The organism is Bacillus sp. L_1B0_5 (assembly GCF_000836715.1).
GTDB lineage: Bacteria > Bacillota > Bacilli > Bacillales > Bacillaceae_G > Bacillus_A > Bacillus_A thuringiensis_S.
In genome coordinates this window covers 67,649-93,696 of sequence record NZ_JXIS01000018.1, presented here as the reverse complement: position 1 = coordinate 93,696, position 26,048 = coordinate 67,649, and the positions used below count along the sequence as shown (strand labels likewise).

Here is a 26,048-nt window from a genome sequence, read left to right as displayed (position 1 = left end):
CCTTTACGCATTACATAATAGCCAGTATATGCGCGCTGGAGGAGTTTTATACTATGAATTACGCGGTGGACGTTTTCCGAAGTATTGGTAGTAATCTGTACGGATAAATCCATTAAACAGTTTACGCTTCTTCGACGCATCTTTTCCGTAACACTTCTCAAATGCTTCGTAGCTTGTTAATACATACGCTGACCATGTATCTAATGGGCGGAATACTTGTCCCATTTCTTTATACAGTTGTTCAACGAGTGCTTTTTCACTTAAACGTTCTCCGTATGGAGGATTCGTTACAACGTAGCCATAATCCTCTTTTGTTGTGAAATCTTTTACTTGCATTTGTTTAAATGTAATTAAATCGCCTAAGCCTACTTCGTCTGCGTTATCTTGAGCAACTCGAATCATACGATGATCAATATCTGATCCAATGATTTGTAATCGTTGATCATAGTTCGCTAAATCTTCAGCTTCTTGACGAGCTTCACGCCAGTTTTGTTTACCTACCCAGCCCCACTCATCTGATGCGAAACCACGGTTAAATCCTGGTGCAATGTTTTGTCCAATTAATGCTGCTTCAATTGGAATTGTACCTGATCCACAGAATGGATCAACAAATGGACGATCTGGCTTCCAGTTTGTTAATTTAATTAAAGACGCAGCTAATGTTTCTTTTAACGGAGCTTCCCCTTGATCCATACGGTATCCACGTTTATGAAGTCCAACACCACTCGCATCAATTGTTAATGTTGCAATATCCTTAAGCATTGCAATCTCGATACGGAATAACGGACCATCTTCTTCAAACCAAGTTGTACGTTTATATGTTGTTTTTAATTTTTCAACGACAGCCTTTTTAACAATACGTTGGCAATCCGAAACACTGAATAATTCAGATTTTAAAGATTTACCGATAACAGGGAATTCGCCATTCTCTGGAATATAATCTCCCCAGTTTAATGCTTTCGTTTTTTCAAATAGCTCATCAAATGTTGTTGCTTTAAATTCGCCAACTTTAATTTTTACACGGTCTGCAGTACGTAACCATAAATTCGTGCGACAAATCGCCTTTTCATCTGCTTCAAATGTTACTTTGCTGTTTTCTACTTGACATTCATAACCAAGATCGCGAACTTCTCGGGCAACTAACGCTTCAATACCCATTGCCGCTGTTGCAATTAAAGTAACTTTTCCCATTTGTATTCACCTCTTATGTATATTCAAACAATAATTAATAGCAATTGGTTCTATTAATCATTACATTTTACGAAGAATTTTCTCATTAATCATTTTAACTCATACTTTATAACTTCATACAAATAAAAAGCCCTCCTCTAACAAAGGAGAGCTGAGTTATTTCATAGTTGGTTCATAACGTTCTGTAAGCCATGTTCTGTTCCTTTGTACTACAAACGGCCCACGCCTCGTACTCCGGTGGCAATCATCTATCTACAGGTTATACAACCTGTCCTTTCCCGTCGTTCATTTCCTTGGAAAAGATTCCCCTACCATTATTTGGGTTTCTCGCTCGTGGGGTTTACCTCGTTCCACTCCTATCATTTCTTCAAGGACTTCGTCACTGTGGCACTTTAAAGGTAGTCAAACCATATCCGAAAGGACTTAGGTTTTTTCCCTGCCGTTAAACCAGCCTTACAGCCAGAATACCCTAGCTTATGAATTGGCTAGGCACGAACACTACAGCCGTCTCAGGCCGTGCGAGCATGGACTTTCCTCTACAACGTTGGCGTTGCAGCGATTACCCAAACGTTATGACATCCATTAGTATAGTGGAAACAAAAAGATTTTGCAACGTTTTTTTCTATGTAAAATGCTTAAACCTTTTCCCACCTTACATCATTCGTATAACTTACTTCCAAATACAGCTTTTTCTAAGTTAGATAAGCGTTTTAAAATATCCGTATTCGTGTTGTTATAAACCGGTTGTGCAACTGGTGTTTGTACAGGTTGTTGTGGAACTTGCGTTACTGCTAGTTTTTGTTCCTCTAATTCACGCTTTAAACGAGCATTTTGTTGCTTTAATTGCTCAAACTCTTTGTGGAAAGCTTCATAATCTTTAATGATCATATCAAGAAACTTGTCTACTTCTTCTTGCTGATAACCTCTCATACCTGTTTTAAATTCTTTTTCTAAAATATCTTTCGCTGTTAATTTAATTTTATCCGAAATCATTTTCTTCACCTCAAATTTTTACCAAAACTTTCATTAACTAAATTTTTTCAGAAACAATGCTTTTTGTCAATCATATATACGAGTACTATATTACATATTACTCTGCATTATTCCACTGTTCCTCTTCTATTATATCTTGTAAATCAGAAAAAAGAATGAAATAACTGTGATAATTTTCTATTTCCCCTTTTTTCTTTGCTGCTTCTACAATATATTTGGGGCTTCCTGGTTTTTCTTCATCGTATACCGCTAAAAGCGCATCACTTTTTTCAATAAAAAATTGATTTTTTAATTTAAATTGCTCTGGACTTTCATACTTCCTTTTCGTAATACTATCAACATGGTCTGCTTGGGAGAGAATAAATTCGTAATATTCACGATTATCTTCTTTCCAACTTTCTTCTTGTTCTAAAAACGGAGTGAATACCGCTAATTTTAAATCTGGATATTCTATTTGAATTTCAAAAACAACTTCAGCAGCCCATAATTCTACACCTAACTGACCGCTTATTATAACCCACTCTAAACCATCTTCTACAAAAGTGGTTAATTTACGGTGTAATGCCTTCTTTATACACTCCACCCCTGGATGATCATTTTTAAATATTCCAAGTTCAAATGGCTTATATCCTGTTACTGCAATAACTTTCATATCAACACTCCAATTACAAAAAAAGAACTAGCATTTCGCTAGTTCTAACATATCATTTACTTTTTAAATATTCCACCAACGTTTGGTCCGATATTTGGACCAATTGGCGATACATTGTTTGGTAAAAATGGTGATACATTTGGTCCTGGTCCAAACGGTGACACATTCGGTCCTGGTCCAAATGGAGAAATTTGATGTCCGTGATGATGATGATGATGGCCATGGCCACACGGTCCACATCCGCCACCAAATCCTGGATCGATTGGGTCCACGACATTTACATTTGAATTTGTTTGTGGGAAGAAGTTTTGGTTTTTAATTTGTTGATGGTGTACATGTGTTGTATGTGTTGGGAAAATGTGTGGCACCACCGTTGTTGAAAAAGAGTGTGTTACGCATTGTTTCGTCGGATGAACGACAGGAGCAGTTGTACAAATAGGTCCTACAGGCTTATGCCCTCCAAAGCAAGGATGACAATGATGCATAGTTTTTTCTCTCCTCTCTCGTTAAAAAAATCTGATTACACTTTACAGTATGAGAAAAGAGAGAAAGCCGTTTGTTATATATACCCATTTATTACAAGGAAATTTGTCTAGTCCTTTATTTCATATACAATACTTTCATAGACAACCCTTCAACATTACTTACCAAAAAAGCCTCCAACTTGCTTTACAATACCTGTCACCTGATTCATCGCATTCATCATTTGTCCAGCTGTATTCATCATTTTATTTACATCATAGTTACCATCTGATGTTTTAAATTGAGAAACAAAACTAGAAAACTGACTTGGCTGTTGTTGCTTTTGTTTACTCTGCGTCGGATACGGTTGTTTTGGTGGATAAAACATCCCTTGTTGATTAGCATAGGCCGCTGGTGGTGGCATATAATATTGCGAATTCATATAAGGCTGCTGCTGTTGTGGATTCATGTATGGTTGCTGAGCTTGTGATTGTTGAGCTTGATTCACATAAGGTTGTTGAGCTTGTGGTTGTTGAGCCTGATTCACATAAGGTTGCTGCTGTTGTGGTTGTTGAGCTTGATTCACATAAGATTGCTGCTGTTGTGGTTGTTGAGCTTGATTCATAAATGACACTTCAAACGGTTGATAATAATTTTGATTTCCATAATAAGGCTCGAAAGGATACATATTATACCGTAAATATGTATCTGTATTATATTGGTACATATTTTGCTGTGCATATGGATTCGTTTGCTGATATACGTTAGGTTGTTGAAACATGCATTCTCTCCTCCTTTACATAAGTTTCTACATATATAATATGTACCTATAAAATAATATGTGTGATGGAGCATCTGTCTATTTTTGTCGGAAGTTTAAATTTTTAAAAAATTAAGAAAGAAAACCCTTCCATGCTATGATAATTAAGAAGAAGATTCTCATGGGGGAGGAATCAACATGGTATTAGGGGATTTAAAACAAGCGTTTTCTCAAAAAAAGGGGTATTGCACAGAGAATGCAAATGAATTATTAGACTTTGCGAGACATTGGTATCTCGAAGGAAAAATATGCATATCAGATTATCGAACATTAATAAAAGAATTAGAAATAAACGGCGCAACAAAACCTACAACAATGACAGAAGCATAAAAATAACAAGAGGGTTCTCCCTCTTGTTATTTACATTGCTCAACTATATTTTGCAAAGTATACGAAACGGCTTGGTGTGTTTCAAAGAATCGTTTACCTTTACCTTTATTTACAAAGCATTGTAACACATTCGTTTGTAAATTATCGTATACTTGATCAATTTGCTGTACATGTATATACTTTGGCTTTTCTTCTTTAATCCACGTATAAGCTAATTCTTTCCACTTCTCTAATTCCTCATCTACCATATCTACAAACGGTTTCATATCCTTATAAAAATCGTATTCAATCAGTTCTCTTTTTTTTACATTCGCTTCATTATTATACTGCATGAGTTTTTCTGAAGACTGTATTAATGCTTCATTCTTCATTTCTTTCCCACCTTATTATGCACTCACTACGACGTTTTGAAATGTCTTTACCCAATTCCCTTTTTCTTCGTGATGCACTAATTTATTTTCCATATGTTCAATATGCATTTCTGTTATTTCTATCTTATTGCATATTTTTTCACTCGCACCTTTTAATGCATGATTCATTCTAATCCCTATATTCATTTCCAGCAAATCGAGAGAACTTAACATTTGATCCATTTTTTTCATTACATCTTCCTTCTGAACCATCGCCATATACAAAACGCCTCCTTCTTTGCTTTTCCTTTGTCATGTAATTTCGCCGAATGATTCACCACTCCTGCCCACATGACAAAACTAGTTGTTATTCGTCAAAGAAATCATTTCGTATGTCATTTATAGAAATGGTAACAATACAAAAAGGAGGTGTATTACAATGGCAAAGAACAAAAATGAAAAAAAGAAAAAACAAAACAAACAACAAAATAAACCCGAGACTGGCAATCCAAAGCTAGATGGTCCAAACTTCCCTGCTACATAAAGCGAGACTTTATTACGAACGGTTAAATTTCTAGTCACCCTTAATCTCCTACTAGCATTACGTTTTGAGATTAAAGTCGTAGCAAGCATAGCAGGATTATTTCAAATTAAGAAGTCCCGTCTTCAAAATGGAAGACGGGACTTCTTTTTTATTATATCATGAACTCATCCATCCTTTTAGCAAAACGATTTATGATAGATATCCTATAGATTTGTTCCCTCTTTCTTCTATACCATTCTGTTATATTAACTTCCCCTTTAGGTTCTTCAAGTACAAATAGCACATTCATTTTCATATTTGCACAAAACCAATCTCTCATTTTTATTTCTTCATGTGAAACAACAGAATAAACATCTCTAAGTGCTGGCGTACAAGATTTTCTAGTTTTCTTTGCGTAAAATTCATAATCTTCTCTAGACCCAGTATGTGTAGTTTGCAATGCAAACTTATAAAAAGAACCATTATAAATCGGATGAAACAATAACCATGCTAATTTTTTTCCCAGTTCTATACGCTGTTGTAACGTTTCAAATTGATAAACCGAAAATCCATACATTCTCCCTTCAATTGTTGGGAAGATAACTGCACTAATATGAAATCTTTCTTGTACTTTAAAAAGTGCAGTATGGAATACATATTTTTTAAAATATGTGTTCTCAATGACTGGTTTTTGAATTTTATTTTGTTCATTTATAATAAGCGCTGTCATAAGCCTATTCATATCTCTTCTTTCCCAGAAAAGTAACCATTCTTTTTCCATAAAAATTGATACACTGAAATATTGCAACAAATGAAAGAGAGGTGCACAGCTCTTCTTACTTTCCTCGTACAATAATAACTGAGGAAATGCATCTAAGAAAATAATCCAATTAGCTTGTTCGTATAGAAGAAATAAATGTTTTTTTACCGTTTTAGGTAAAATAGTAGCATAATATCTCCCTTCCAAATCAGTCATATTCCATCCTGCATTTCTCGAAACCATACTCGCTAAAAAGGCCCACCTGATTTCACTATTTCTTAAATAATATTCTTGATAAGATTGTGTCCGAGAAATATTGTCCACATTAGCTATTTCTGTTTTCTTTTTAATATTGTAAATAATTGCTTTTTCTTCCTCTGTACAAAATTTTTTTTCTCGATTTTGTTTAATTTTCATATAATCATTCCCTGTAAACATGAATAAGTCATCATACCTTTCATCAAAAAGGTCACATCTTTTTTCATTTTTTGATATAATCACCTTTGTAAGTAATTCTTAACAAGTTGGGAGTGGACACACTATGACCATTCGTTACCCAAATGGAAAAAGGTATAATCAAGCTTCACAACCTCAAAAAACACCTATAAAAACACATACTTATAGTAATAGAGGTATGTCCCTTGAAGAGGAATTGAATGAAACAAATCAATATTACTTAACCCATAATATTGCATGTGTACATAAAAAACCTACACCTCTTCAAATTGTAAAAGTAGATTACCCCGCTCGAAGTGCTGCAGTGGTAAAAGAAGCGTATTTTAAACAACCTTCTACAACAGATTACAACGGTGTATACAAAGGGAAATACATCGATTTTGAAGCGAAGGAAACAAAAAATAAAACTAGTTTCCCACTTCAAAACTTCCACCTTCATCAAATTGAACATATGAAGCAAGTGGTTGCTCATAATGGAATTGCATTTGTCATTATTAAATTTACACTTTTTGATGAATTTTATTTATTAGATGCAAAACATATTATTGCATTTTGGAATCGTCAAAATACAGGTGGACGCAAGTCGATTACGAAAGAAGAAATAGAAGAGCATGGATCCTTATTATCATGCGGTTATCACCCTCGGATTGACTATATCCGTGTACTAGACACGGTTTATTTTTCGTGATAGAGTCATCACTAAGGCTCTTTTTTCGACTTTTGGGGGAGAGAATGAAAGGTAGGAGAAAGTATAATGTCAGATAATTATCGTTCTCGTACAGAACGAAATCATGTAAAAAATCAAGAGAAAAAAACAAATAAAGAAGAAAAACCAAAGAAAAAAGGCTCCTTTTTCAAGAAATTCCTTATAGGTTGTCTACTTCTTGGTATCGTTGGTCTTGTAGCCGGCGTTTCCGCTTTCTTTGTTATGGTAAAGGACGCTCCAAAATTAGATAAATCCAAACTTGTTAATCCTTTATCAACAAAGTTTCTTGATAAAAACGGAAATTTCTTCTATGAATACGGTGCTGAAAAACGAACGCATGTTACTTATGATCAAATTCCAAAAGTAGTTGAAAATGCATTCCTTGCAACTGAGGATTCGCGTTTCTATGATCATAATGGAATTGACTTTAAACGAACTACAAAAGCAGTTATGGAAAATGTCACTGGTGGTTTCGGTTCCCAAGGTGGTAGTACGATTACACAGCAAGTCGTTAAGAACTATTTTCTAACGATGGATAAAACCGCTAAGAGAAAAGTACAAGAATGGTACTTATCTTATAAATTAGAGCAACAATACTCTAAACATGAGATTTTAGAAATGTACTTAAATAAGATTAATTTAGGTAACCGTTCATATGGTATTGCGACAGCAGCGCAAAAATATTATGGTAAAGATTTAAAAGACTTGCAATTACATGAAGCTGCTATGCTCGCTGGTTTACCCCAAGGTCCAAACATTTATGATCCAACAAAAAAGGAAAATGTTGAACGAGCAACAAATCGTCGTAATGTCGTATTATCATTAATGAATCGACATGGTTATATAACAAAAGAAGAAATGAATAACGCAGTTAAGATCCCAGTAACAGAGGGCCTTCAACCGTCTTCAGAAATAACTGAGATGAAGTATCAAGCATTTTTAGATGCAGTTGTAAAAGAAGTTGAAAAAGAATATCCTGATGTAAATATCGGTTCAGATGGTTTAACGATTCATACAACACTTGATCAAGATGCTCAAGATTACGCTGAAAAAATTATGGATGGCAATCTTATTAAGTATCCAAACGATCAATTCCAAGGATCATTCGTATTTATGGATACACAATCTGGAGAAGTTCGAGCAATTGGTGCTGGACGTAAAGAAAATAAGTCCACTTTCAAAGGTCATAATATGGCAACTGATTTAAAACGCCAAGTTGGTTCAACAATGAAACCAATTTTCGACTACGGTCCAGCGATTGAGAATCTTCAGTGGTCTACTTATCATCAATTAAATGACTCTGAATATACTTATTCTGATGGCACAAAGATAAAAAATGCTACAGGGAGTTTTAAAGGTGACGTTTCACTTCGTGAAGCATTGAAGAAGTCATTAAACATCCCGGCTTTAAAGACAGCTCAAACAGTTGGACTTAATAAATCAAAAGAGTTTGCTGAAGGTTTAGGCATGACATTTGAAAATGGAGTACATGAATCTACTGCAATTGGTAGTAACGATAGTTCTCCATTAGCAGTAGCAGGTGCATATGCAACCTTTGGTAATAGTGGTAACTATAATAAACCACACTTCGTAAAAGAAGTAACCTTCCCGGACGGGAAAAAGAAAAGCTTTAAACCGAAAGAACAACGCGCTATGCAAGACTATACAGCTTACATGGTAACTGACGTTCTTCGTGACGTAGTAAAACCTGGTTCTGGTGGTACAGGACCAACAGCATATGTTTCAGGTGTTGACGTAGCGGGTAAAACTGGAACGCAAAACTTTGATGCAAAAGATTTAAAGAAATACGGCATTCCAGCTGATGCAAACAGGGATAGCTGGTTCGCTGGATATACACCACAATATACGATGGCTGTATGGACCGGTTACGTAAAGAATGGTCCAGAAAACTACATTAGTGATCGTTATACTAAAATTGCACAGCAAATGTTCCAAGTAATGATGAGCAAATTCGCTACAGATAAATCACGCTTTGAACGTCCTTCTTCTGTTCAAGAAATAAACGGAGAATTATACGTAAAAGGTGCGAAAAAAGATGCAATTAAACAAATTAAAGTAGATGCCCCTAGTGGTCTGAATGTCACTTTCGATGGCGCTAGCACAGTTACACTAAACTGGTCTGGACCAGCAGAAGTTGATGCATATGCAGCCAGCTATAAAGCAACTGACGGTTCAAGTGGTAGCCTATCAATAAGTGGTACGACAGCTACTCTTGGTGGTATTAAACCAGGTGTTACTTACAGCTTCTCTGTAGTAGCGAAAAAAGGCACTGGCACAAGCCCAGCAGTTGGTGCATCCTTCACTGCGCCTGGCGGAACTCCAGATGCGAAAAAAGCTGAAGAAGAGGCTAAGAAAAAGGCCGATGAAGAAGCTAAGAAAAAAGCTGATGAGGAAGCCCAGAAAAAGGCTAATGAAGATAAAGTAAAACAAGACGAAGCTAAGAAAAAAGCTGATGAAGAGGCTAAGAAACAACAAGAACAGCAACAAGAACAACAACGTAAACAGCAAGAAGAAGCTCAAAAGAAAGCTGATGAAGAAGCTAGAAGAAAAGCTGAAGAAGAAGCTAAGAAAAAAGCTGATGAAGAAGCTAAGAAGAAAGCTGATGAAGAGGCCAAGAAAAAAGCTGATGAAGAAGCTAAGAAACAACAAGAACAGCAACATCAAAATACCGGAGGAGATACACCTCACGCAGACGGTACTGTTATTACAACAGAGTCCTAATAAACAAAAAAGAAGTCCGTTTCTCTTAACGAGAAGCGGACTTCTTTTTTGTTATCATTTTTTTTACATACAGCTTTTCTATTTCGATATACAACTGCGCTAATTGAATATAAGAATGATAATTACTCGGTTTCTTTATTATGAATGAATATCTTTCCATAAAATTAACAGGTTGCACTTTTAATTTATTCGTATTTATTTGCATTTCATTCAAACTATGAACAGGTTGCTCATTTAGCCAATAGACAACCGATAACAAGTGAGCTGCAAAAAGAATCATTGGCCCCTCAGCCTCTTGCTTATTTCTATTTCGAAACAGTATAGCAATGTCTTCATGCTTATTTTTCCATACATTCAACATCGCTGGAATACTGTTTTCAATTTCCTTCCATGGCTCATACTGTCTTTCAATATCAAATATAAAGTAAGTATTTTGTATTATTTCTTCAAAAGACTCGTCTGTATGATACTCAATTGAATTTACGCTTTCTTTAAAAAATGGTAAGCAGTGAAATTCTTTCGGTATTTCTATAACTCGCTCCATCCCTTATTTCACCTTCATTCGCTTCTTTCCTTCACGACATACTTCTAACAGTCTGCACTCCTCACATTGCGGTCGTTGTGCTTTACAATGATAACGTCCAAAGAAAATCATACGATGATGTGTAACTCCCCACTCATCCATCGGTACTTTCTTCATTAACGTTTTTTCTACTTCTAACACAGAATCTTTCCATCTACAAATCGCTAATCGTTTACTCACTCGCTCCACATGTGTATCAACAGCAATTGCAGGAATCCCAAACGCTACGGAAACTACAACATTCGCTGTTTTCCTTCCTACACCGGGTAATTTCGTAAGTTCATCTCGATCGCTCGGTACTTCCCCATTATAGTCGTCTAATAACATTCGGCATAATTTTTGAATGTTTTTTGCTTTATTTCTATACAATCCGATAGAGCGTATATCTTGTTGTAATTCTTCTAGAGAAACACTTAAATAATCTTCTGGTGTTTTATATTTTTGAAATAAATTTCTTGTCACTTTATTTACAAGTACATCTGTACATTGTGCAGATAACGCCACTGCGATTACAAGTTCAAATGGATTATCATGAACCAATTCACAATGCGCTTCTGGATACATATCCGCCATTGTATCTAAACAATAACGGATTTGCGTTTTGTTAAGCATATTTCTCCTCCTATATCACTGCTCCAACCAATTATAAAAAGGCACTTTTCCAGTAAATTTCGTCTCTTGTTTTGTCATTTGTTGTGCTCTTTGTTGATTCGCTCTAAATTTTTGACCTTGATTTTGAGCCTGATCTACCGTTTTAATTCCATTCTTTTTCCACTCAAATAAAATACGATCAATATATCGGAAATTTAGTTTTCCACTCATTACAGCTTCTCTAAGAGCCGCTTGAATTAAATTTGGATGATGTTGATCTTGGTCCTCCCACATGCCTAACGTTTCACATTCGAACGGCGAAAGTGGTCTTCCAAATTCTTTTTCAAATACTGTATATAAATTTACTTGCAGCTGTTTTTTCTCTTTTTGCTCTTCCTCTATTGATTCATCCATTAAGAAATGTAATATTTTTTCCCATAACGGTTGTAAAGAATAACTTTCGCACATCATCGCTTCTGATCTTTGTCCACCTTCTAGTGATAAAAAACCTTTTTGAATCAACGCTTGAATTACTTCCATACATTTCATTTCCGTTATCGTCATCCGTTCAGAAATCTCTGAAGGAGTCGGAAACGAATTACCTGATTCTAAAAATGTATGTACATGAAGTACAACCATAAATTCCGTCTCATTTAAACCTAATTTTTTATAATGCATCATAAGCAATTTTGGAATTGCAATGCTTCCCTGCTCAAACCAATGTAACATCATTTTCTTTTTCATCACCAAACACCTCGCTCTCTAGTATAACACACCTTTAGCTATTTCTTTTTGCCACAATTCGTCAAAAAAACCTCCCCATTAATAGGGAGGTTTTTTATATTACATGAATGAAATATACAATTAAGCTTGCACTTTACTTTTCATAAATGTATGGATGCGTTCTAATGCTTTCTCTACTTGTTCAAGAGATGTCGCATATGATAAACGAACATTATTTGGAGCACCAAATCCTGTACCTGGTACAAGAGCCACTTTTTCCTCTTCTAATAGAGCTTTTGCCCAATCATCAACTGTTGTATATCCTGATAAAGCTACAGCTTCTTTTACGTTAGGGAATAAGTAAAATGCACCTTGCGGTTTAATACAAGTAAAGCCAGGGATTTGAATTAATTTATCATAAATGATGTTTAATCTCTCTTCAAAGGCTTGACGCATTGTTTCCACAGGTTCTTGTGAGCCCGCATATGCCGCAATTGCGCCGTATTGAGCGATTGAAGTAGGGTTTGACGTACTATGACTCGCTAAGTTCGTCATCGCTTTAATAAGCTGCTTATTTCCTGCAGCATACCCAATACGCCATCCTGTCATAGAATGAGATTTAGATACACCATTAATAATAAGTGTTTGTTCTTTTAATGCATTAGAAAGCTGGGCAATTGAAGTATATTCTACGCCACCATAAATTAATTTTTCATAAATTTCATCAGAAACGATTAAAATATCATGTTCTAAACATACTTCTCCAAGCTGTTGTAATTCTTCTTTGCTATAAATCATTCCTGTTGGATTGCTCGGTGAATTAATAATAACTGCTTTCGTTTTCTCTGTAATTGCCTCACGCAGCTGCTTTGCTGTAATTTTGTACTCATTGTCTTCTAAACCTTCTACATAAACCGGCTTACCGCCAGCAAGCTTTACTTGCTCTGGATAGCTTACCCAGTAAGGAGTTGGGATGATAACTTCATCTCCCTCATCAAGTAATACTTGGAATAATGTATATAATGCATGCTTTGCACCATTACATACAATAATTTCAGATGGATCATACGCAATACCTTGATCGCGAGTAAATTTCTTCACAATTTCTTGTTTTAACGATTGTAATCCACCTGTTGGTGTATACTTCGTATGCCCTTCTAACATCGCTTTATGTGCAGCATCCATAATATGCTCTGGTGTATTAAAGTCAGGTTCCCCTGCCCCTAATCCAATTACATCATGACCTTCTGCTTTTAATGCTTGCGCCTTTGCTGTAATTTCTAAAGTTGAAGACGGTGTTAAAGCAGCTACTCGCTTTGCTAATTTCATTTGTAGTTCCCCCTACATCTATTTTTCAATGCTATATCGTCTTAAAAATTTCCCATCTTTAAATTCAAGATAGTAATAACTATAACGATTGTCATCATCAATATATGTAACTTCCCATAGTGGTACATCATTTTCAAAGCCTAATTTCACTTTCATAATTTCTTTCGGCTTACTTTTTGATTCCTTACTTTCATTGCCGACTTGTTCTAACGTTCTTTGTATAGCCTCTTTTTCAGAAATACCTTCGCTCTTTTTCCTTACTACAGTATCCCCTTTTTTCTCAGGCACCCAAACGATAAGTTGTTCTCCCTTTTCATCTGTACCTTGCACGACTATATATGCAGATTTTCCGTTGTAATAATCAACAGATTTCACCTTTGTAAGCTTTGCTTTTTCTTTAGCAATTTCTACAAATTTCGACTCTTTTGGAATTTTCTTTCCCATTGCTTTATTATAAACATACGCCCCATATATTCCGCTAGCAACGATAACAATAATGATTGCAAAGATCCACTTTTTCATTGTATCACTACGTTCTGTAAATCGTAAATACAGCTGTTTCTTTATCTTTTTCGTCTAATGCTAGTCCGAACATGAGGTCCTGCTCTTTTAACGTACGATTCAAACTATCAACAATTTTATACAAATCAGACGAATATTTAATACGCGTCGTTGATAGTACTTCGATTTTCTTCTCCATGAAAAAACTCCTCCGTTACACAAAAATTTCTAATTATAGAAGAACGCAATGCGGTTACAATAAGAGTACATTCTTTACAACCCCTGCTTCATCACCCATCTATTATAGCAGGACATGTACAGCAAAAAAAGGTTTCAAGTCGAAAACCAACACATTTTGTATACAAGAAGTAAGAAAAATAAAATTCCTCCTCCCCACATTTTTTACGCCTGAAGTTTATAAGTACTTCAGGCGTATTTTTCTTCCATTTTTATTCATTTGATGGTTCTTCTAATTGTACTAATAATTCTTCTAATGGCCCTTCATAAAGAGGTACGTTAGGGATCGATTGTAGAAATCGTTTTCCATAGGAAGAACTCGTCAAACGACGATCTAACACTACTACCGTTCCTGTATCTGTATTCGTTCGAATTAAGCGGCCGAATCCTTGTTTGAAACGTAATATTGCTTGTGGCAGCGCTAATTTAGCGAATACATCCTCACCTTGATTTTTTAGCCACTCACCTTTCGCTTCCATCATCGGCTGATGAGGAGGCGTAAATGGTAGACGGACAATAACAAGACAACTTAAGGCATCTCCTGGAATATCTATCCCTTCCCAGAAACTGCTCGTCCCTAATAAAATTGATTTGTCGAACTCTTGAAACTTTCGAATTAAGCGGCTTCGACTTTTATTATTCACACTTTGTGTGAGTAATAAAAAACCCTCTAATTCATCATTATTTTTTAAATTCGCATACGCTTCTTTTAACATTTCATACGAAGTGAATAAAACAAGCATTCTGCCTTTTGTGGCTTTCGCTATCTTTGCAATATGTTCCGATACAGATTCAATATATCGCTCATTACTTACTTGCTTAATAAAAGGTACATCCGTTGAAACCATTAATTTCATTTGTTCATCATAACGAAATGGCGACGGAACCTTTAAAGTATTTGGAGCGAAATCATGCAAACCAAGTTCCTCTTTTATATAATCAAACGTATCGTTAACTGTTAGTGTTGCGGATGTAAAAATAACACTCTTTTTTTCTGTTAAAAATTCATCAGCAAATCTTTCACCAATATGAACAGGCTGTGCATATAGAACTGTTGAATGAATCGTCCCTTTCGTTTCAGTCTCCATCCAAGTTACATACGAATTCTTTTCTAATACGAGTAACTGTAATGATTCTGCCATCTTTCTCAGCAACTCAATTAAATGCATAAATTCACCTGTTACAACATGCATCTCCCATTCTAACTTACTTTGCAATATATCCACTTGCTTCTCAAGAGCAGTTACTACCCTTCTTAATTCATATATAAAACGATTTGTTAATTCGACGATACTATCCCACAACTTACCTTTTTCTAGTTCTGTGTTATACCTATAGATGAGCGGCATATTATTCGTTCCTTGTTCTTGCTTTGTTTGTTTAAATATAAAAGTACGTAACATTTGGAAGAGTTCATCCGCATCAAACTTAAGTTCCTTCAAACTATAACTTATCATACGGAAAGTTGAACGAGATGCTTGCTCTGATTTTTTCATCATTTTATATACTTTGGAGAGTACATCTTCTGTTTCTAGCGTCCCAAGACGAGATATAACCAATTGAAAATACATACAAGAGAACTGTTCACCCAATGTTCTACTCGCAGCTTCTTCAATATGGTGAGCTTCATCAAAAATAATATGTTCGCATGAAGCAAACAGCGGTTCTTCACTTGAAAAATCTTGAAATAATAACGCATGATTTGTGATAACGATATCTGCAAATAAAGCTTTATTCTTCGCTCGCTGGTAAAAACAACGACTAAACCAATTACTTTGCATACCGCCTGGACTATACGCATCACTACAAATACGATTCCAAAGTAACTTTCCACCCTCAGGAATATTTAATTCGTCTCGATCACCCGTTTCAGTTTGCAATAGCCAAACTAAAATCTTTGCCTTCGTAAGTGCCATATCATAATTTTTTTCTTCCTCTTGTAAAGCATACTCAAATTTGTGTAAGCAAAGATAATGCTTTCTTCCTTTTAGAAGAGCTGCCTCAAATGAAAATGGCATTATTTTTTGTAATAACGGTATTTCTTTTTCTAATATTTGTTGTTGGAGTTGTACCGTTTGTGTACTTATAATGACAGGTTCTTCTTTTCTCTTTGCAAAATAAAGACTAGGAAGCAAATACGCAAGAGTCTTTCCTGTTCCTGTACCGGCTTCAATTAGTGAAAAACGAGAATCTCTTAACGCCGTATATATCTCTTTCATCATCAGTTGTTGACTTTCTCTTCTTTCAAACTTTGGCATATGTGATTCCAATTTATCCATCGTTTTATTCAAGAAAGCATCAAACTTTGATGAACACGTTTCTCCAAGGTTTAAGGAATAGTTCCGCTTTTTCAGCGCAATATTTCGATGTATTTCATACTCCGCTATATCTTCTTTACCATGCATTACTTTCTTTAAAATATTTTCAGAAAGCACATCAGCTATATCACTTTGGAACACGTCGCTTAATTCATAAAGCGATTGCAACGTGACAAGTGGTAACTTTTCAATTTCATTTAAAAATTGTAAAAATAATTCCGCTGTTGCGAGAGCATCACTATCCGCACGATGTGGTTGATCGTGCTCTAGTTCATGCTTCTTAGCTAAATCACGTAATTTATAACTATCAGCTGTCGGCAAAAGAATTTGAGCCAATTCAACCGTGTCGATTTTAGGACAATGTATTTCTGTATATCCAGCCTGCCTTAATTCTTCATTTAAAAAATTCCAATCAAAGTGAACATTATGCGCAACGAAAGCCGCACCTTGTAATAGCTCAACAATCATCGGGGCTACATCTTGAAATAACGGGGCTTGTTTTACAAGACTTTCATCAATCCCTGTTAATTCTGTAATAAATGGTGGGATCTCTCTCTTTGGGTTAACAAAAGACGAAAAAATCTCCAATATCTCTCCATCTTCTACTACAACAGCTGCAATTTGGGTAATTTTATCCTTCCCATCTTTCCAGGAGTTCCCTGTCGTCTCTAAATCAACAACGACATAACGCTTACTCATATATGTAACACCTCAATTTCTTACCTTTCAAACAACAATAATTTATATAATGTTACTATACCACGTTTTATCTCATCTTAATGAAAAGATGCACAAAAAAGCTATCTCCGCAATGGAGATAGCTTTTCTATTTATAATATCGTACCCGCTTTTTCAGCACCTAGCATTTCAATGATTTGATTATTATCGTCTAGTACTGCAATTTTTGGTTCTTGTTTATGAATCTCTTCTTCCGTAACTAGCCCATAACAAATAATAATTACTTTGTCCCCTGGTTGTACAAGCCTTGCCGCAGCACCGTTTAAACAAACAACACCACTACCGCGTTCCCCTTTTATAACGTATGTCTCTAAGCGAGCACCATTATTATTATTTACAATTTGAACTTTTTCGTTTTCTACAATATTTACTGCATCCATTAAGTCTTCATCAATTGTAATACTACCTACATAATTTAAATTTGCCTCCGTTACAGTTGCACGATGTAACTTTGCTCTCATCATTGTGCGAAACATAGATGCTCCCCCTTATTTAACCGTTAATGTTATATTGTCAATTAATCTTACATTTTCAAACTTAACTGCAATAGCTAAAATGATTCTTCCTTCGACTTTCTCTACCATTGTTAATGACGGATATGCATATAAATCCGCATAATCTACAGTGCCTTTCGTATGCGTCTCAATATACTCTTTCACAAGATTTGTAATGATTTCCGGATTACGTTCACCTACCTCAATTCTTTCTTTCGCTATACATAGGCTGCGGTATAAATGAAGAGCCTCTTCACGTTCATCTTGTGATAGGTACACGTTACGAGAACTTTTCGCTAATCCATCTTCTTCCCTTACAATATCAACTGGTACGATTGTAACCGGAATATTGAAATCAGTTACAAATCCTTCAATTACTGCAACTTGTTGAGCATCTTTCATACCGAAATAAGCACGCGTTGGCAGCGTAATATTAAATAGTTTCATTAGTACAGTTGCAACACCAGCAAAATGACCAGGTCTTTGTTGACCGCATAATACGTCCGTGCGCTTCACAACTTCTACTGTTGTTGTTTGTTCTGTTGGATACATTTCTTCTACACTCGGATAAAATAAATAATCTACACCGTTTTCTTTTGCTACATTTTCATCTCTATTAATATCACGAGGATATCGATCTAAATCTTCATTTGGGCCAAATTGCAGCGGGTTTACAAATACACTTAAAACTACAATTTCATTTTCTTCTCTTGCCTTACGTAATAAGGTAGCATGCCCTTCATGTAAATAACCCATCGTTGGAACAAAACCAATACTCTTTCCACTTGCACGAAGTTCGTTTGTAATTTGCTGCATCTCTTGCACTGTAGTTACGATTTTCATTATTGTTTTCCTCCGTATAACGCTAAGCATTCTTCCTCTTTCATTGTGAACGAATGTTTTTCTTCAGGAAATTGCCTTGTCTTTACTTCAGTAACGTATTGTGAAATCCCACGCACAATCTCCTCTTGAACAGACGTATATTGCTTCACAAATTTCGGAACACGATTCACGCCGTATGAGATAAGATCATGATAAACAAGCACTTGCCCATCTACTTTTTGTCCTGCACCAATCCCAATTGTCGGTATTGTTAGTTGCTCTGAAATAAGTTCTGCTAACTGCATTGGTACACATTCTAGCACAAGCGCTATTGCACCAGCTTCTTCACATTTCTTTGCATCTTCTATTAATTTCTTAGCACTCTCCGCATCTTTTCCTTGCACTTTATATCCACCCAACACTCCTACAGATTGAGGGGTTAAACCTAAATGCGCTACAACAGGAATTCCTGCGTTCGTCAAATATTGAATTGTTGATATAACTTCTCCAGCACCTTCTACCTTCAGTGCATGCGCCCCGCTCTCTTGAACGATGCGGCGTGCATTCACCATCGTTTCTTGTAACGATACGTGATACGACATAAATGGCATATCAGTTACAATAAACGTCTCTTTCGCTCCGCGGCGTACAGCTTTCGTATGATGAATCATATCCTCTACTGTTACAGGTACTGTTGAATCGTATCCGAGTACAACCATTCCAAGAGAATCTCCAACTAGAATCATATCAACTTCAGCTTCTTCTGCTAATTTAGCAGATGGATAATCATACGCCGTTAGCATTGTAATCGGCTCACCTTGCTCTTTCATCTTCAAAAAATCTGTTTTTGTTTTCAAAAACTACTCCTCCTTTATGCAGGAGAGAGGAGATGGCCGAAATCATATAAAAAACCCCTCTGGCCATAAAAGGGCAGAAGGGTTGTGTGTTAGTCGGCATTATTCATCCCTCTGTCCCAGTCCGTTATTGGATCAAGGCAGAATCCAAGTTATTATTTTTCGTATTACTTCGAATCATGGTGCAGTTCGCTCTGATACTGCCCACATTCGAACTAATTATAGCAAACTACAAAAGGGAATTACTACATTTTTTCGAAAAAATAATTTTTTATTCTTATTACGGTATATGAAATTTAACACGAGAGTATATATGCTATAAAGTGAAACTTTAATCACCCCTCACCAATCGGACTTTTACGGACAGCCCGCTCCCCCACCTAACTGCTTTGCTTCCGCTGAATTTTGAGGTAGGGGTCTTACTACCCGGCAAATAGCGGGATAAACTTTTTATAGATAATTCAATCCTGAAAAGATACATGTTTTTTCAACGCATGTTTAAAAAGTCCAAGTTAATTTCTTCTGTAATCAATTTAACTGTATAGTATAACTCTTAAACTAATGATGCAGGTTAATTGAGGAAAAGTACTTAACAAAGGAGAATTGCAAATGTCTATGAACAGGTGGTTATTTCGATTCAGCAGTTTGCTTGTAATGATTGTATGGTGGATGTCTTTAGGATCCTTTCATGTATTTGCCTCAGTTAATGTCGTAACACAACCTACCGATTTAACGAACGTGATTGAGGTTGAACTAAATGATGATTACTTTAATCCAAATGTCATCACGATTCCGCTTGAAGGATCAACAACATTACTATTGAAAAATAAAGGTAAAAACGAGCACACCTTTACAGTGAAAAAACTCGGCATTGACGTCGTAGTCGAGTCAGGAAAAGAAAAGAATATTACCGTGAAACCTAAAAATACTGGTACATATGAATTAATATGTCGATACCATCTCCTTAAAGGAATGGAAGGCAAAGTAATCGTCAAATAACATGCCAGGCCAACTAGACGGAAGATATCTTGAAATGAACTTTAAATATTAAATGAATTTATTATCATATTACAAATTCAACTCAAAAATATTGAAATAAAAAGAAGTTCCAAAAGAGGAACTTCTTTTACTTAATTTCAATATCTGCAGAATGAATATGATGTACTTTCCCCTCATGATCCTCCAGAAGTAATACACCATCCTCTGTGATTCCTTTTGCTAACCCCGTAATCGTCTCTCTCATCGTTCGAGCAGTAATTTCTTTCCCGATGCTCACAGCGTAACTTTCCCAAAGGATTTTAATGACAGAGAAACCATTTTGTAAATACTCTTCATATAATTTTTCTAGTTGTAAATAGATTTGTTGCATAAGTTCTGCACGAACAATCGGCTTACCTGATTCAATCGCTAATGAAGTAGCAATGTGCTGAATTTCTTCATCAAAATGTTCTTGCTTTTGATTCGCATTAATACCGATGCCCATAATAACAGCATTAATTTTATCAGGATCCGCTTGCATTTCTGTTAATATACCTACAGCCTTTTTACCTTGAATTAAAATATCATTTGGCCATTTTATTCCCACGTTTACACCTGTACATTTTTCAATTGCCTGTGCAACACTAACAGCCGCTAACAAAGTAAGTTGCGGTGCATGATGAACTGGGATTGATGGACGTAAAATAATACTCATCCAAATTCCTGTTCCTTTTGGTGAATACCATTTTCTGCTTAAACGACCTCTTCCCGCTGTTTGTTCTTCTGCTACAACGATAGTTCCTTCTTCTGCACCTTCATAAGCAAGTTTTGCTGCAATGTGCTGCGTTGATTCAACAGTTTCTTCAAAATACACTGTTCTACCAATTCGCTTCGTTTGTAGCCCTAACTGAATTTCATTAGCAGTCACTTTGTCTGGCTTACTTGCAATTCGGTAACCTAATCGACGCACAGCTTCAAGTTCATATCCCTCACTCCTGAGGTCTTCCATATGTTTCCACACGGCAGTTCTTGAACAACCAAGTTTATCACTAATCGTTTGGCCGGATACAAACTCGCCATCCGCTTCAGAAAAAACTTGCAATAACTGCTTTCTTATAGTAGATTGCATCCTTGCAGCCACTCCCTTATACGCTCTTTCTCATTAACTACGTTTCCTTGTACGATTGCTTCCTCGATTTTCTGAAGCATGTCAGCAACCCACGGACCAGGCTTTTTGTTTGCCCAGTTTAATAAATCATTACCAGTCACATTCATTTCTTGACGACTCTGGATTGGCAATGCGTGAAACATTGATTGTACTCGTTTAACAGATGTAGGGTCATAGCTTTCAATCATCGCTTCATATACTCTCTCTGCCATTTCAGCGATATGAATTCCCGTTTTATAAAGAAGGACTGTATCCCAATCCTTCTCCTTTCTAGTACGTATTGCCAATAAAACTGCAACAATATCTTTTATTTTTTTATTTGAAAACTTCCATTGACGTAAAAAAACAGATGGATGTTCTTCTCCGATACAATATAAGAAAAATGCCCACGCCTCAATATCCGTTTCGAAAGAATCCCATTTATACTGCGTAGCTTTTAACAGTCTCTCTTCTGACATTTGTAAATATGGCAAATGAGAAAATAGCTTCGTCTCTACTAATTCTTTGAGACCTTTCACACAATATGTACCAGTTAACAGTTTCTCAAACTCTACTGTAATGCGCTCAATTGCTATATGTTCTAGCAAATGCCCATACGTTTCAATCGCTTGCTTCGTTTTCGTTTCTAATGAAAAACCTAACGTGCTTACAAACCGAATACCACGCATCATTCGCAGGGCATCTTCTTGAAAACGATCAGCAGCATTTCCAACTGTCACAATTTCTCTCTGTTGAATGGCTTCCTGCCCAGCAAATAAATCAACCATTTCGCCTTCTTCTGTCATAGCAATTGCATTCATCGTGAAATCACGACGTTTTAAATCCTCTTCTAATGAACGAACAAACTGAACACTACTAGGTCTTCGAAAATCTTCATATTCGCTTTCTGTTCGAAAAGTAGTTACCTCATAAGGCTCACCATTTTCTACAACAATTACAGTTCCATGCTCAAGACCAACAGGAACATTTCTTGGGAATATAGCCATCACTTCTTCTGGTAAAGCAGATGTCGCAATATCAATATCTCCAATCGGCCTATCGATAATAAGATCTCGTACGCTCCCACCAACAAAGTAAGCCTCATGTCCTTGTTGCTTTAATGTCTCAATAATAGAACTAGCTTTTTTAAATATTTCCATTTTTGTCATCCCTTAGTACGTCATAGTAAATCGTTTCATATTGTGAAACAATTTTTTCTGAGCGAAATTGCTCATAAACACTTTCTCTTGCTCGTTCTCCCATATTGCGGTGAAGTTCCTCGTCCTTTAATAGCTGAGTAGCTTGATTTGCCACTCCTGTTGTATCGCCAACTTCACATAAATATCCTGTTTCCCCGTGTTGAATAACCTCTGGAATACCTCCAACCCGTGTTCCGATACAAGGTACACCACACGCCATTGCTTCTAATAAAACAAGACCAAAACTTTCCTTCTCTGATAGAAGCAACATTAAATCACTCATCGCAAGTAGTTCTGCAACATTATCTTGCTTCCCTAGGAATAAAACGCGATCTTCAATATGTAAATTCTTCACTATCTGTAAAATCGTACAGAATTCTGGTCCGTCTCCAACAAGAAGCAACTTCGCATCTACTTCTTTAACAATTTTAGCAAATGCCTCAACAACATCCTGCACACGCTTCACTTTACGGAAATTCGAAATATGAATAAGTACTTTTTCACTATCACTTATACCGTATTCTTTCTTTAATTGAGACATATTACGCTTGAAATATACGCGTTCGTCTATAAAGTTATATACCGTTTGAATTTCTTTACTTGGTTTTACAAGCTCATGCGTTTCGTTAATTAATGAATGCGAGACAGCAGTAACAACATCCGATTGCTCAATACCAAAACGAATTAAATTATTTAACGACGGGTCGGAACCTAACACAGTAATATCTGTTCCATGCAAGGTTGTAACAATTTTAATACGCTCTCCGATCATTTGTTTTGCTAAATATGCACAAATTGCATGTGGTATTGCGTAATGCACATGTAAAATGTCTAAGTTTTCTCTTTGTGCAACTTCTGCCATTTTACTTGCTAACGCTAAATCGTATGGTGGATATTGAAATACAGAGTATTGGCTTACCGTTACTTCATGAAAATATATGTTTGGATATACTTTATTTAACCGGAATGGTAAACCCGATGTAATAAAGTGAATTTCATGCCCGCGTTCCGCCAATTGCTTTCCTAATTCTGTTCCAACAACTCCAGAACCACCTACAGAAGGATAACATGTAATACCTATTTTTAATTTCATTTACATCCCCCTAATAAATCAGCATGTAATAAAACCGGTTTCTTACTCATAAATCCCTCGGCATACAAGACTCCAACTTCTTTTCCAAACATCTTCTCACGAGCAATCACAGTTTCAACGTAACCTTCTGTTAACGGTGTCTTAACACCATCACTCCCTGTTGAAAACTGACTTTCATACGCTTCTAATGCTTCCACCTTTATAGAGAGGTGCTCACTTATATCTATACAAAAATTCGGTTTATGAAAACCATTAATCATATAATTATAAAAAGACTCCACACGATGTGGTGAAAGTTCCGGCATATATTTACGGATTCCTGCTGAAAAAATAGCCTCTTCCACAAGCTTTGCACAATTTGCATGATCTGGATGGCGATCTTCATAGTATGGCGCAAAAACTAGTTTTGGTTTATATGTACGGATCACCTTGACAATTTCACGTATATACTCTTCTTTCATATACAAACCACGGTCTGGCATCGCTAAATTCAGCCTCGTTTTTACTCCCATTATACGAGCTGCGACCTCTGCTTCTTCTTTTCTCAACTCTATCGTTCCATTGGAAGAAAGATCAGCTTCTGTTAAATCACAAATACCTACTTCATACCCTTGCTTTGTATATTTAGCGATGGTACCAGCCATGCCGATTTCAACATCATCGGCATGAGCACCAAACGCTAATATATGTAATCCACTCATAATTGTTCCCCTCATTTTCTTAACTTACGATAATCTAAATCTCCTCGCTCTAATGCGTGCATTAACATTTCAGCACTTGCCATATTCGTTGCAAGTGGAATCGCATATACATCACATAAACGAAGCAATGCATTTACATCCGGTTCATGCGGCTGTGCTGTTAATGGATCGCGGAAGAAAATCACCATATCTAAATCGTTTTTTGCAATCATTGCACCAATTTCTTGATCTCCACCAAGAGGGCCAGATTGATATCTTGTTACAACTAATCCAGTCGCTTCCATAATACGAAGCCCTGTCGTTCCTGTTGCAAATAATTCATGTTGTTCAAAAATTGGTTTATATGCGTATGCAAACGAAACCATATCATTTTTCTTTTTGTCATGTGCGATTAAGGCAATTTTCATCCGTTGTCTCCCCTTTAGTCGATAATATTTTCTAAACCGTACACAAGATGATCCAGGTTCATTACTGTCTCAATTGATAGTTTTACACCTGACATAAATGATGTACGATTGAATGAATCATGACGAACTGTTAACATTTGTCCATCTCCACCAAACATTACTTCTTGGTGTGCAATAAGCCCTGGCAAACGTACACTATGAATGTGAATACCATCTACATTTGCACCACGTGCACCTGCTAGTTGCTCTACTTCATTCGGATGACCTTGCTGCTTTGATTCACGATTTTGACGAATTAATTCTACCGTTTTTACAGCTGTACCAGATGGCGCATCTAATTTTTGATCATGATGCAATTCAATTACTTCAACATCTTGGAAATATTTCGCTGCCATTTGTGAGAATTTCATCATAAGAACTGCACCAATCGCAAAGTTTGGAGCGATAATTGTTCCTACTTCTTTTTCTTTTGCATTCTCTGTTAAACGTTTTAATTCTTCTTCTGTAAATCCAGTTGTACCAATAACAGAACGAAGTCCACGCTCAACTGCAAGTGTAACGTGTTGTTTCCCTACTTCTGGTGTTGTTAAATCTAACAATACATCTGCTTCTACTTCCTCTAAACAAGTATGTAAATCAGCGTAAATCGGCGTATGTAACGCTGGCATGCCAGGTAAATCAGAAATCTTCTCTCCACCATGCTTATAATCTACTGCTGCTACTAAATTAAAATGTTCCGTTCTTTCCATAAGAAGGACTGCTTCATGCCCCATACGTCCTCTTGGTCCAGCGATAATTACTTTAATTTCTTTCATTATTCTTTCTCTCCCTCATCAATACGTGTCCAGCGATCTTTATCACGTGTATTAAATTTATTCATTACAATGTTATGTGCTGTCTCTAAATCAATATTTAAACTATTTGCCATACAAATCATAACAAATAATACATCTCCAAGCTCTTCTTCAATACTATTTTCTTTTTCAGTCGTTTTCTTTGGTTTCTCACCATAATAATGATTTACCTCTCTTGCAAGCTCCCCCATTTCTTCCGTTAAACGAGCCATCATTGCAAGCGGACTGAAATAACCTTCTTTAAACTGACCAATATATGCATCTACTTCTTTCTGCATATCTTTCATCGTTTTTGCTTCCATACTATTCACCTCTAATCCTTCCTCTTTCATGTTAGCCAATTCATCGCGATTTGACAAATATTATTCCCCGCCAAACACCTATTTGCGACCCTTTTTTGGATAGACTATAATAAAGTGAAACTTTCTTTTGCGCTTTTTGCAAAAGATTAGCCCATACCAATCGGGCTCTTACTATTTTCACTAGCAACTAGA

Annotated in this window: 30 protein-coding genes and 1 other RNA gene; 5 read left to right on the top strand and 26 right to left on the bottom strand. The window is 36.1% G+C overall.

Going from position 1 to position 26,048, the window contains the following annotated elements; genetic code table 11:
• Positions 1 to 51: 51 nt before the first annotated feature.
• The 6 genes from RT27_RS05915 to RT27_RS05895 all read right to left on the bottom strand — a co-directional run bounded on the left by RT27_RS05915 (position 52) and on the right by RT27_RS05895 (position 4,079).
• On the bottom strand, positions 52 to 1,191 hold the full coding sequence (locus RT27_RS05915; protein WP_016082236.1) for a class I SAM-dependent RNA methyltransferase: 1,140 nt from the start codon (positions 1,189 to 1,191) through the stop codon (positions 52 to 54).
• A gap of 180 nt (positions 1,192 to 1,371) precedes the next feature.
• Positions 1,372 to 1,762, bottom strand: an RNA gene (rnpB, locus tag RT27_RS32895) — RNase P RNA component class B.
• An 86-nt stretch (positions 1,763 to 1,848) separates the two neighbouring features.
• Positions 1,849 to 2,184 (bottom strand): cell division regulator GpsB, encoded by a 336-nt coding sequence (gene gpsB / locus RT27_RS05910; RefSeq protein ID WP_000622431.1) that lies wholly within the window; start codon positions 2,182 to 2,184, stop codon positions 1,849 to 1,851.
• 97 nt (positions 2,185 to 2,281) lie between these two features.
• Positions 2,282 to 2,836 (bottom strand): DUF1273 domain-containing protein, encoded by a 555-nt coding sequence (locus RT27_RS05905; RefSeq protein WP_016082238.1) that lies wholly within the window; start codon positions 2,834 to 2,836, stop codon positions 2,282 to 2,284.
• Positions 2,837 to 2,892: 56 nt separating this feature from the next.
• Positions 2,893 to 3,321: a CotD family spore coat protein gene (locus RT27_RS05900; protein WP_043935513.1), complete on the bottom strand. Its 429-nt coding sequence runs from the start codon at positions 3,319 to 3,321 to the stop codon at positions 2,893 to 2,895.
• A gap of 155 nt (positions 3,322 to 3,476) precedes the next feature.
• On the bottom strand, positions 3,477 to 4,079 hold the full coding sequence (locus RT27_RS05895; protein ID WP_043935512.1) for a YppG family protein: 603 nt from the start codon (positions 4,077 to 4,079) through the stop codon (positions 3,477 to 3,479).
• A gap of 177 nt (positions 4,080 to 4,256) precedes the next feature.
• Here RT27_RS05895 and RT27_RS05890 point away from each other — a divergent pair, with 177 nt between their 5' ends.
• A complete protein-coding gene (locus RT27_RS05890) occupies positions 4,257 to 4,448 on the top strand; it encodes a YppF family protein (protein WP_000242652.1) in 192 nt (63 codons plus the stop codon).
• Between the two features lie 26 nt (positions 4,449 to 4,474).
• Here RT27_RS05890 and RT27_RS05885 read toward each other — a convergent pair whose 3' ends face one another.
• Both RT27_RS05885 and RT27_RS05880 read right to left on the bottom strand, forming a co-directional pair.
• Positions 4,475 to 4,819 carry a YppE family protein gene (locus RT27_RS05885; protein ID WP_000786937.1) on the bottom strand — a complete coding sequence of 115 codons (345 nt, stop codon included), beginning with the start codon at positions 4,817 to 4,819 and terminating at the stop codon, positions 4,475 to 4,477.
• Between the two features lie 15 nt (positions 4,820 to 4,834).
• Positions 4,835 to 5,077: a hypothetical protein gene (locus RT27_RS05880; RefSeq protein ID WP_016082241.1), complete on the bottom strand. Its 243-nt coding sequence runs from the start codon at positions 5,075 to 5,077 to the stop codon at positions 4,835 to 4,837.
• An 85-nt stretch (positions 5,078 to 5,162) separates the two neighbouring features.
• Here RT27_RS05880 and RT27_RS36210 point away from each other — a divergent pair, with 85 nt between their 5' ends.
• Positions 5,163 to 5,342 (top strand): phage portal protein, encoded by a 180-nt coding sequence (locus RT27_RS36210; protein ID WP_080117233.1) that lies wholly within the window; start codon positions 5,163 to 5,165, stop codon positions 5,340 to 5,342.
• Between the two features lie 151 nt (positions 5,343 to 5,493).
• On the opposite strand, the gene RT27_RS05875 is transcribed toward RT27_RS36210, so the two are convergent.
• On the bottom strand, positions 5,494 to 6,519 hold the full coding sequence (locus RT27_RS05875) for a DUF2515 domain-containing protein (RefSeq protein ID WP_043935511.1): 1,026 nt from the start codon (positions 6,517 to 6,519) through the stop codon (positions 5,494 to 5,496).
• A gap of 103 nt (positions 6,520 to 6,622) precedes the next feature.
• Between RT27_RS05875 and recU the strand changes: the two genes are divergently transcribed.
• Together recU and RT27_RS05865 are read left to right on the top strand one after the other, a co-directional pair.
• Positions 6,623 to 7,225: a Holliday junction resolvase RecU gene (recU, locus tag RT27_RS05870; protein WP_000155599.1), complete on the top strand. Its 603-nt coding sequence runs from the start codon at positions 6,623 to 6,625 to the stop codon at positions 7,223 to 7,225.
• A 66-nt stretch (positions 7,226 to 7,291) separates the two neighbouring features.
• On the top strand, positions 7,292 to 9,985 hold the full coding sequence (locus tag RT27_RS05865; protein ID WP_043935510.1) for a PBP1A family penicillin-binding protein: 2,694 nt from the start codon (positions 7,292 to 7,294) through the stop codon (positions 9,983 to 9,985).
• A 25-nt stretch (positions 9,986 to 10,010) separates the two neighbouring features.
• Here RT27_RS05865 and RT27_RS05860 read toward each other — a convergent pair whose 3' ends face one another.
• The 10 genes from RT27_RS05860 to panB form a co-directional block, all read right to left on the bottom strand.
• Positions 10,011 to 10,529 (bottom strand): YpoC family protein, encoded by a 519-nt coding sequence (locus RT27_RS05860; RefSeq protein WP_029441862.1) that lies wholly within the window; start codon positions 10,527 to 10,529, stop codon positions 10,011 to 10,013.
• Positions 10,530 to 10,532: 3 nt separating this feature from the next.
• The gene (gene nth, locus RT27_RS05855) at positions 10,533 to 11,180 is read right to left on the bottom strand and encodes an endonuclease III (protein WP_000933035.1); all 648 of its coding nucleotides are present in this window, start codon (positions 11,178 to 11,180) and stop codon (positions 10,533 to 10,535) included.
• A gap of 15 nt (positions 11,181 to 11,195) precedes the next feature.
• The gene (dnaD, locus tag RT27_RS05850; protein WP_000728532.1) at positions 11,196 to 11,903 is read right to left on the bottom strand and encodes a DNA replication protein DnaD; all 708 of its coding nucleotides are present in this window, start codon (positions 11,901 to 11,903) and stop codon (positions 11,196 to 11,198) included.
• Positions 11,904 to 12,023: 120 nt separating this feature from the next.
• Entirely contained in the window at positions 12,024 to 13,211 is a 1,188-nt protein-coding gene (gene aspB, locus RT27_RS05845; RefSeq protein ID WP_029441861.1) for an aspartate transaminase AspB, read from the bottom strand.
• A gap of 18 nt (positions 13,212 to 13,229) precedes the next feature.
• Complete coding sequence (locus tag RT27_RS05840; RefSeq protein ID WP_000758740.1) at positions 13,230 to 13,733, bottom strand: DUF5590 domain-containing protein; 504 nt, start codon at positions 13,731 to 13,733, stop codon at positions 13,230 to 13,232.
• A 7-nt stretch (positions 13,734 to 13,740) separates the two neighbouring features.
• Positions 13,741 to 13,911, bottom strand: coding sequence for a YpmA family protein (locus tag RT27_RS32325; RefSeq protein WP_000412179.1), 171 nt, complete (start codon positions 13,909 to 13,911; stop codon positions 13,741 to 13,743).
• 250 nt (positions 13,912 to 14,161) lie between these two features.
• Complete coding sequence (gene dinG / locus RT27_RS05835) at positions 14,162 to 16,966, bottom strand: ATP-dependent DNA helicase DinG (RefSeq protein WP_043935509.1); 2,805 nt, start codon at positions 16,964 to 16,966, stop codon at positions 14,162 to 14,164.
• A 131-nt stretch (positions 16,967 to 17,097) separates the two neighbouring features.
• Positions 17,098 to 17,481 carry an aspartate 1-decarboxylase gene (gene panD, locus RT27_RS05830; RefSeq protein ID WP_000490182.1) on the bottom strand — a complete coding sequence of 128 codons (384 nt, stop codon included), beginning with the start codon at positions 17,479 to 17,481 and terminating at the stop codon, positions 17,098 to 17,100.
• 12 nt (positions 17,482 to 17,493) lie between these two features.
• Positions 17,494 to 18,342, bottom strand: a complete 849-nt coding sequence (panC, locus tag RT27_RS05825; protein ID WP_029441859.1) for a pantoate--beta-alanine ligase — start codon at positions 18,340 to 18,342, stop codon at positions 17,494 to 17,496.
• Positions 18,342 to 19,178, bottom strand: coding sequence for a 3-methyl-2-oxobutanoate hydroxymethyltransferase (panB, locus tag RT27_RS05820; RefSeq protein WP_000851108.1), 837 nt, complete (start codon positions 19,176 to 19,178; stop codon positions 18,342 to 18,344). The genes panC and panB overlap by 1 nt, the downstream gene beginning before the upstream one ends.
• A gap of 606 nt (positions 19,179 to 19,784) precedes the next feature.
• Here panB and RT27_RS05815 point away from each other — a divergent pair.
• Positions 19,785 to 20,174, top strand: coding sequence for a cupredoxin domain-containing protein (locus RT27_RS05815; RefSeq protein ID WP_000062380.1), 390 nt, complete (start codon positions 19,785 to 19,787; stop codon positions 20,172 to 20,174).
• A 127-nt stretch (positions 20,175 to 20,301) separates the two neighbouring features.
• Here RT27_RS05815 and RT27_RS05810 read toward each other — a convergent pair whose 3' ends face one another.
• From RT27_RS05810 to RT27_RS05780, 7 genes are read right to left on the bottom strand one after another with little or no spacing between them, the layout of a single operon-like run.
• Positions 20,302 to 21,282, bottom strand: coding sequence for a biotin--[acetyl-CoA-carboxylase] ligase (locus tag RT27_RS05810; protein WP_016082248.1), 981 nt, complete (start codon positions 21,280 to 21,282; stop codon positions 20,302 to 20,304).
• Positions 21,267 to 22,460 carry a CCA tRNA nucleotidyltransferase gene (locus RT27_RS05805; protein WP_043935507.1) on the bottom strand — a complete coding sequence of 398 codons (1,194 nt, stop codon included), beginning with the start codon at positions 22,458 to 22,460 and terminating at the stop codon, positions 21,267 to 21,269. Before RT27_RS05805 ends, RT27_RS05810 begins: the two co-directional genes overlap by 16 nt.
• Positions 22,447 to 23,592: an N-acetyl-alpha-D-glucosaminyl L-malate synthase BshA gene (gene bshA / locus RT27_RS05800; protein WP_029441857.1), complete on the bottom strand. Its 1,146-nt coding sequence runs from the start codon at positions 23,590 to 23,592 to the stop codon at positions 22,447 to 22,449. Before bshA ends, RT27_RS05805 begins: the two co-directional genes overlap by 14 nt.
• Complete coding sequence (gene bshB1, locus RT27_RS05795; RefSeq protein WP_043935506.1) at positions 23,589 to 24,293, bottom strand: bacillithiol biosynthesis deacetylase BshB1; 705 nt, start codon at positions 24,291 to 24,293, stop codon at positions 23,589 to 23,591. Before bshB1 ends, bshA begins: the two co-directional genes overlap by 4 nt.
• Before the next feature lie 11 nt (positions 24,294 to 24,304).
• The gene (mgsA, locus tag RT27_RS05790) at positions 24,305 to 24,700 is read right to left on the bottom strand and encodes a methylglyoxal synthase (protein ID WP_000684765.1); all 396 of its coding nucleotides are present in this window, start codon (positions 24,698 to 24,700) and stop codon (positions 24,305 to 24,307) included.
• 14 nt (positions 24,701 to 24,714) lie between these two features.
• Positions 24,715 to 25,515: a dihydrodipicolinate reductase gene (dapB, locus tag RT27_RS05785; protein ID WP_043935505.1), complete on the bottom strand. Its 801-nt coding sequence runs from the start codon at positions 25,513 to 25,515 to the stop codon at positions 24,715 to 24,717.
• Complete coding sequence (locus RT27_RS05780; RefSeq protein WP_014894810.1) at positions 25,515 to 25,856, bottom strand: nucleotide pyrophosphohydrolase; 342 nt, start codon at positions 25,854 to 25,856, stop codon at positions 25,515 to 25,517. The genes dapB and RT27_RS05780 overlap by 1 nt, the downstream gene beginning before the upstream one ends.
• Between the last annotated feature and the right edge of the window lie 192 nt (positions 25,857 to 26,048).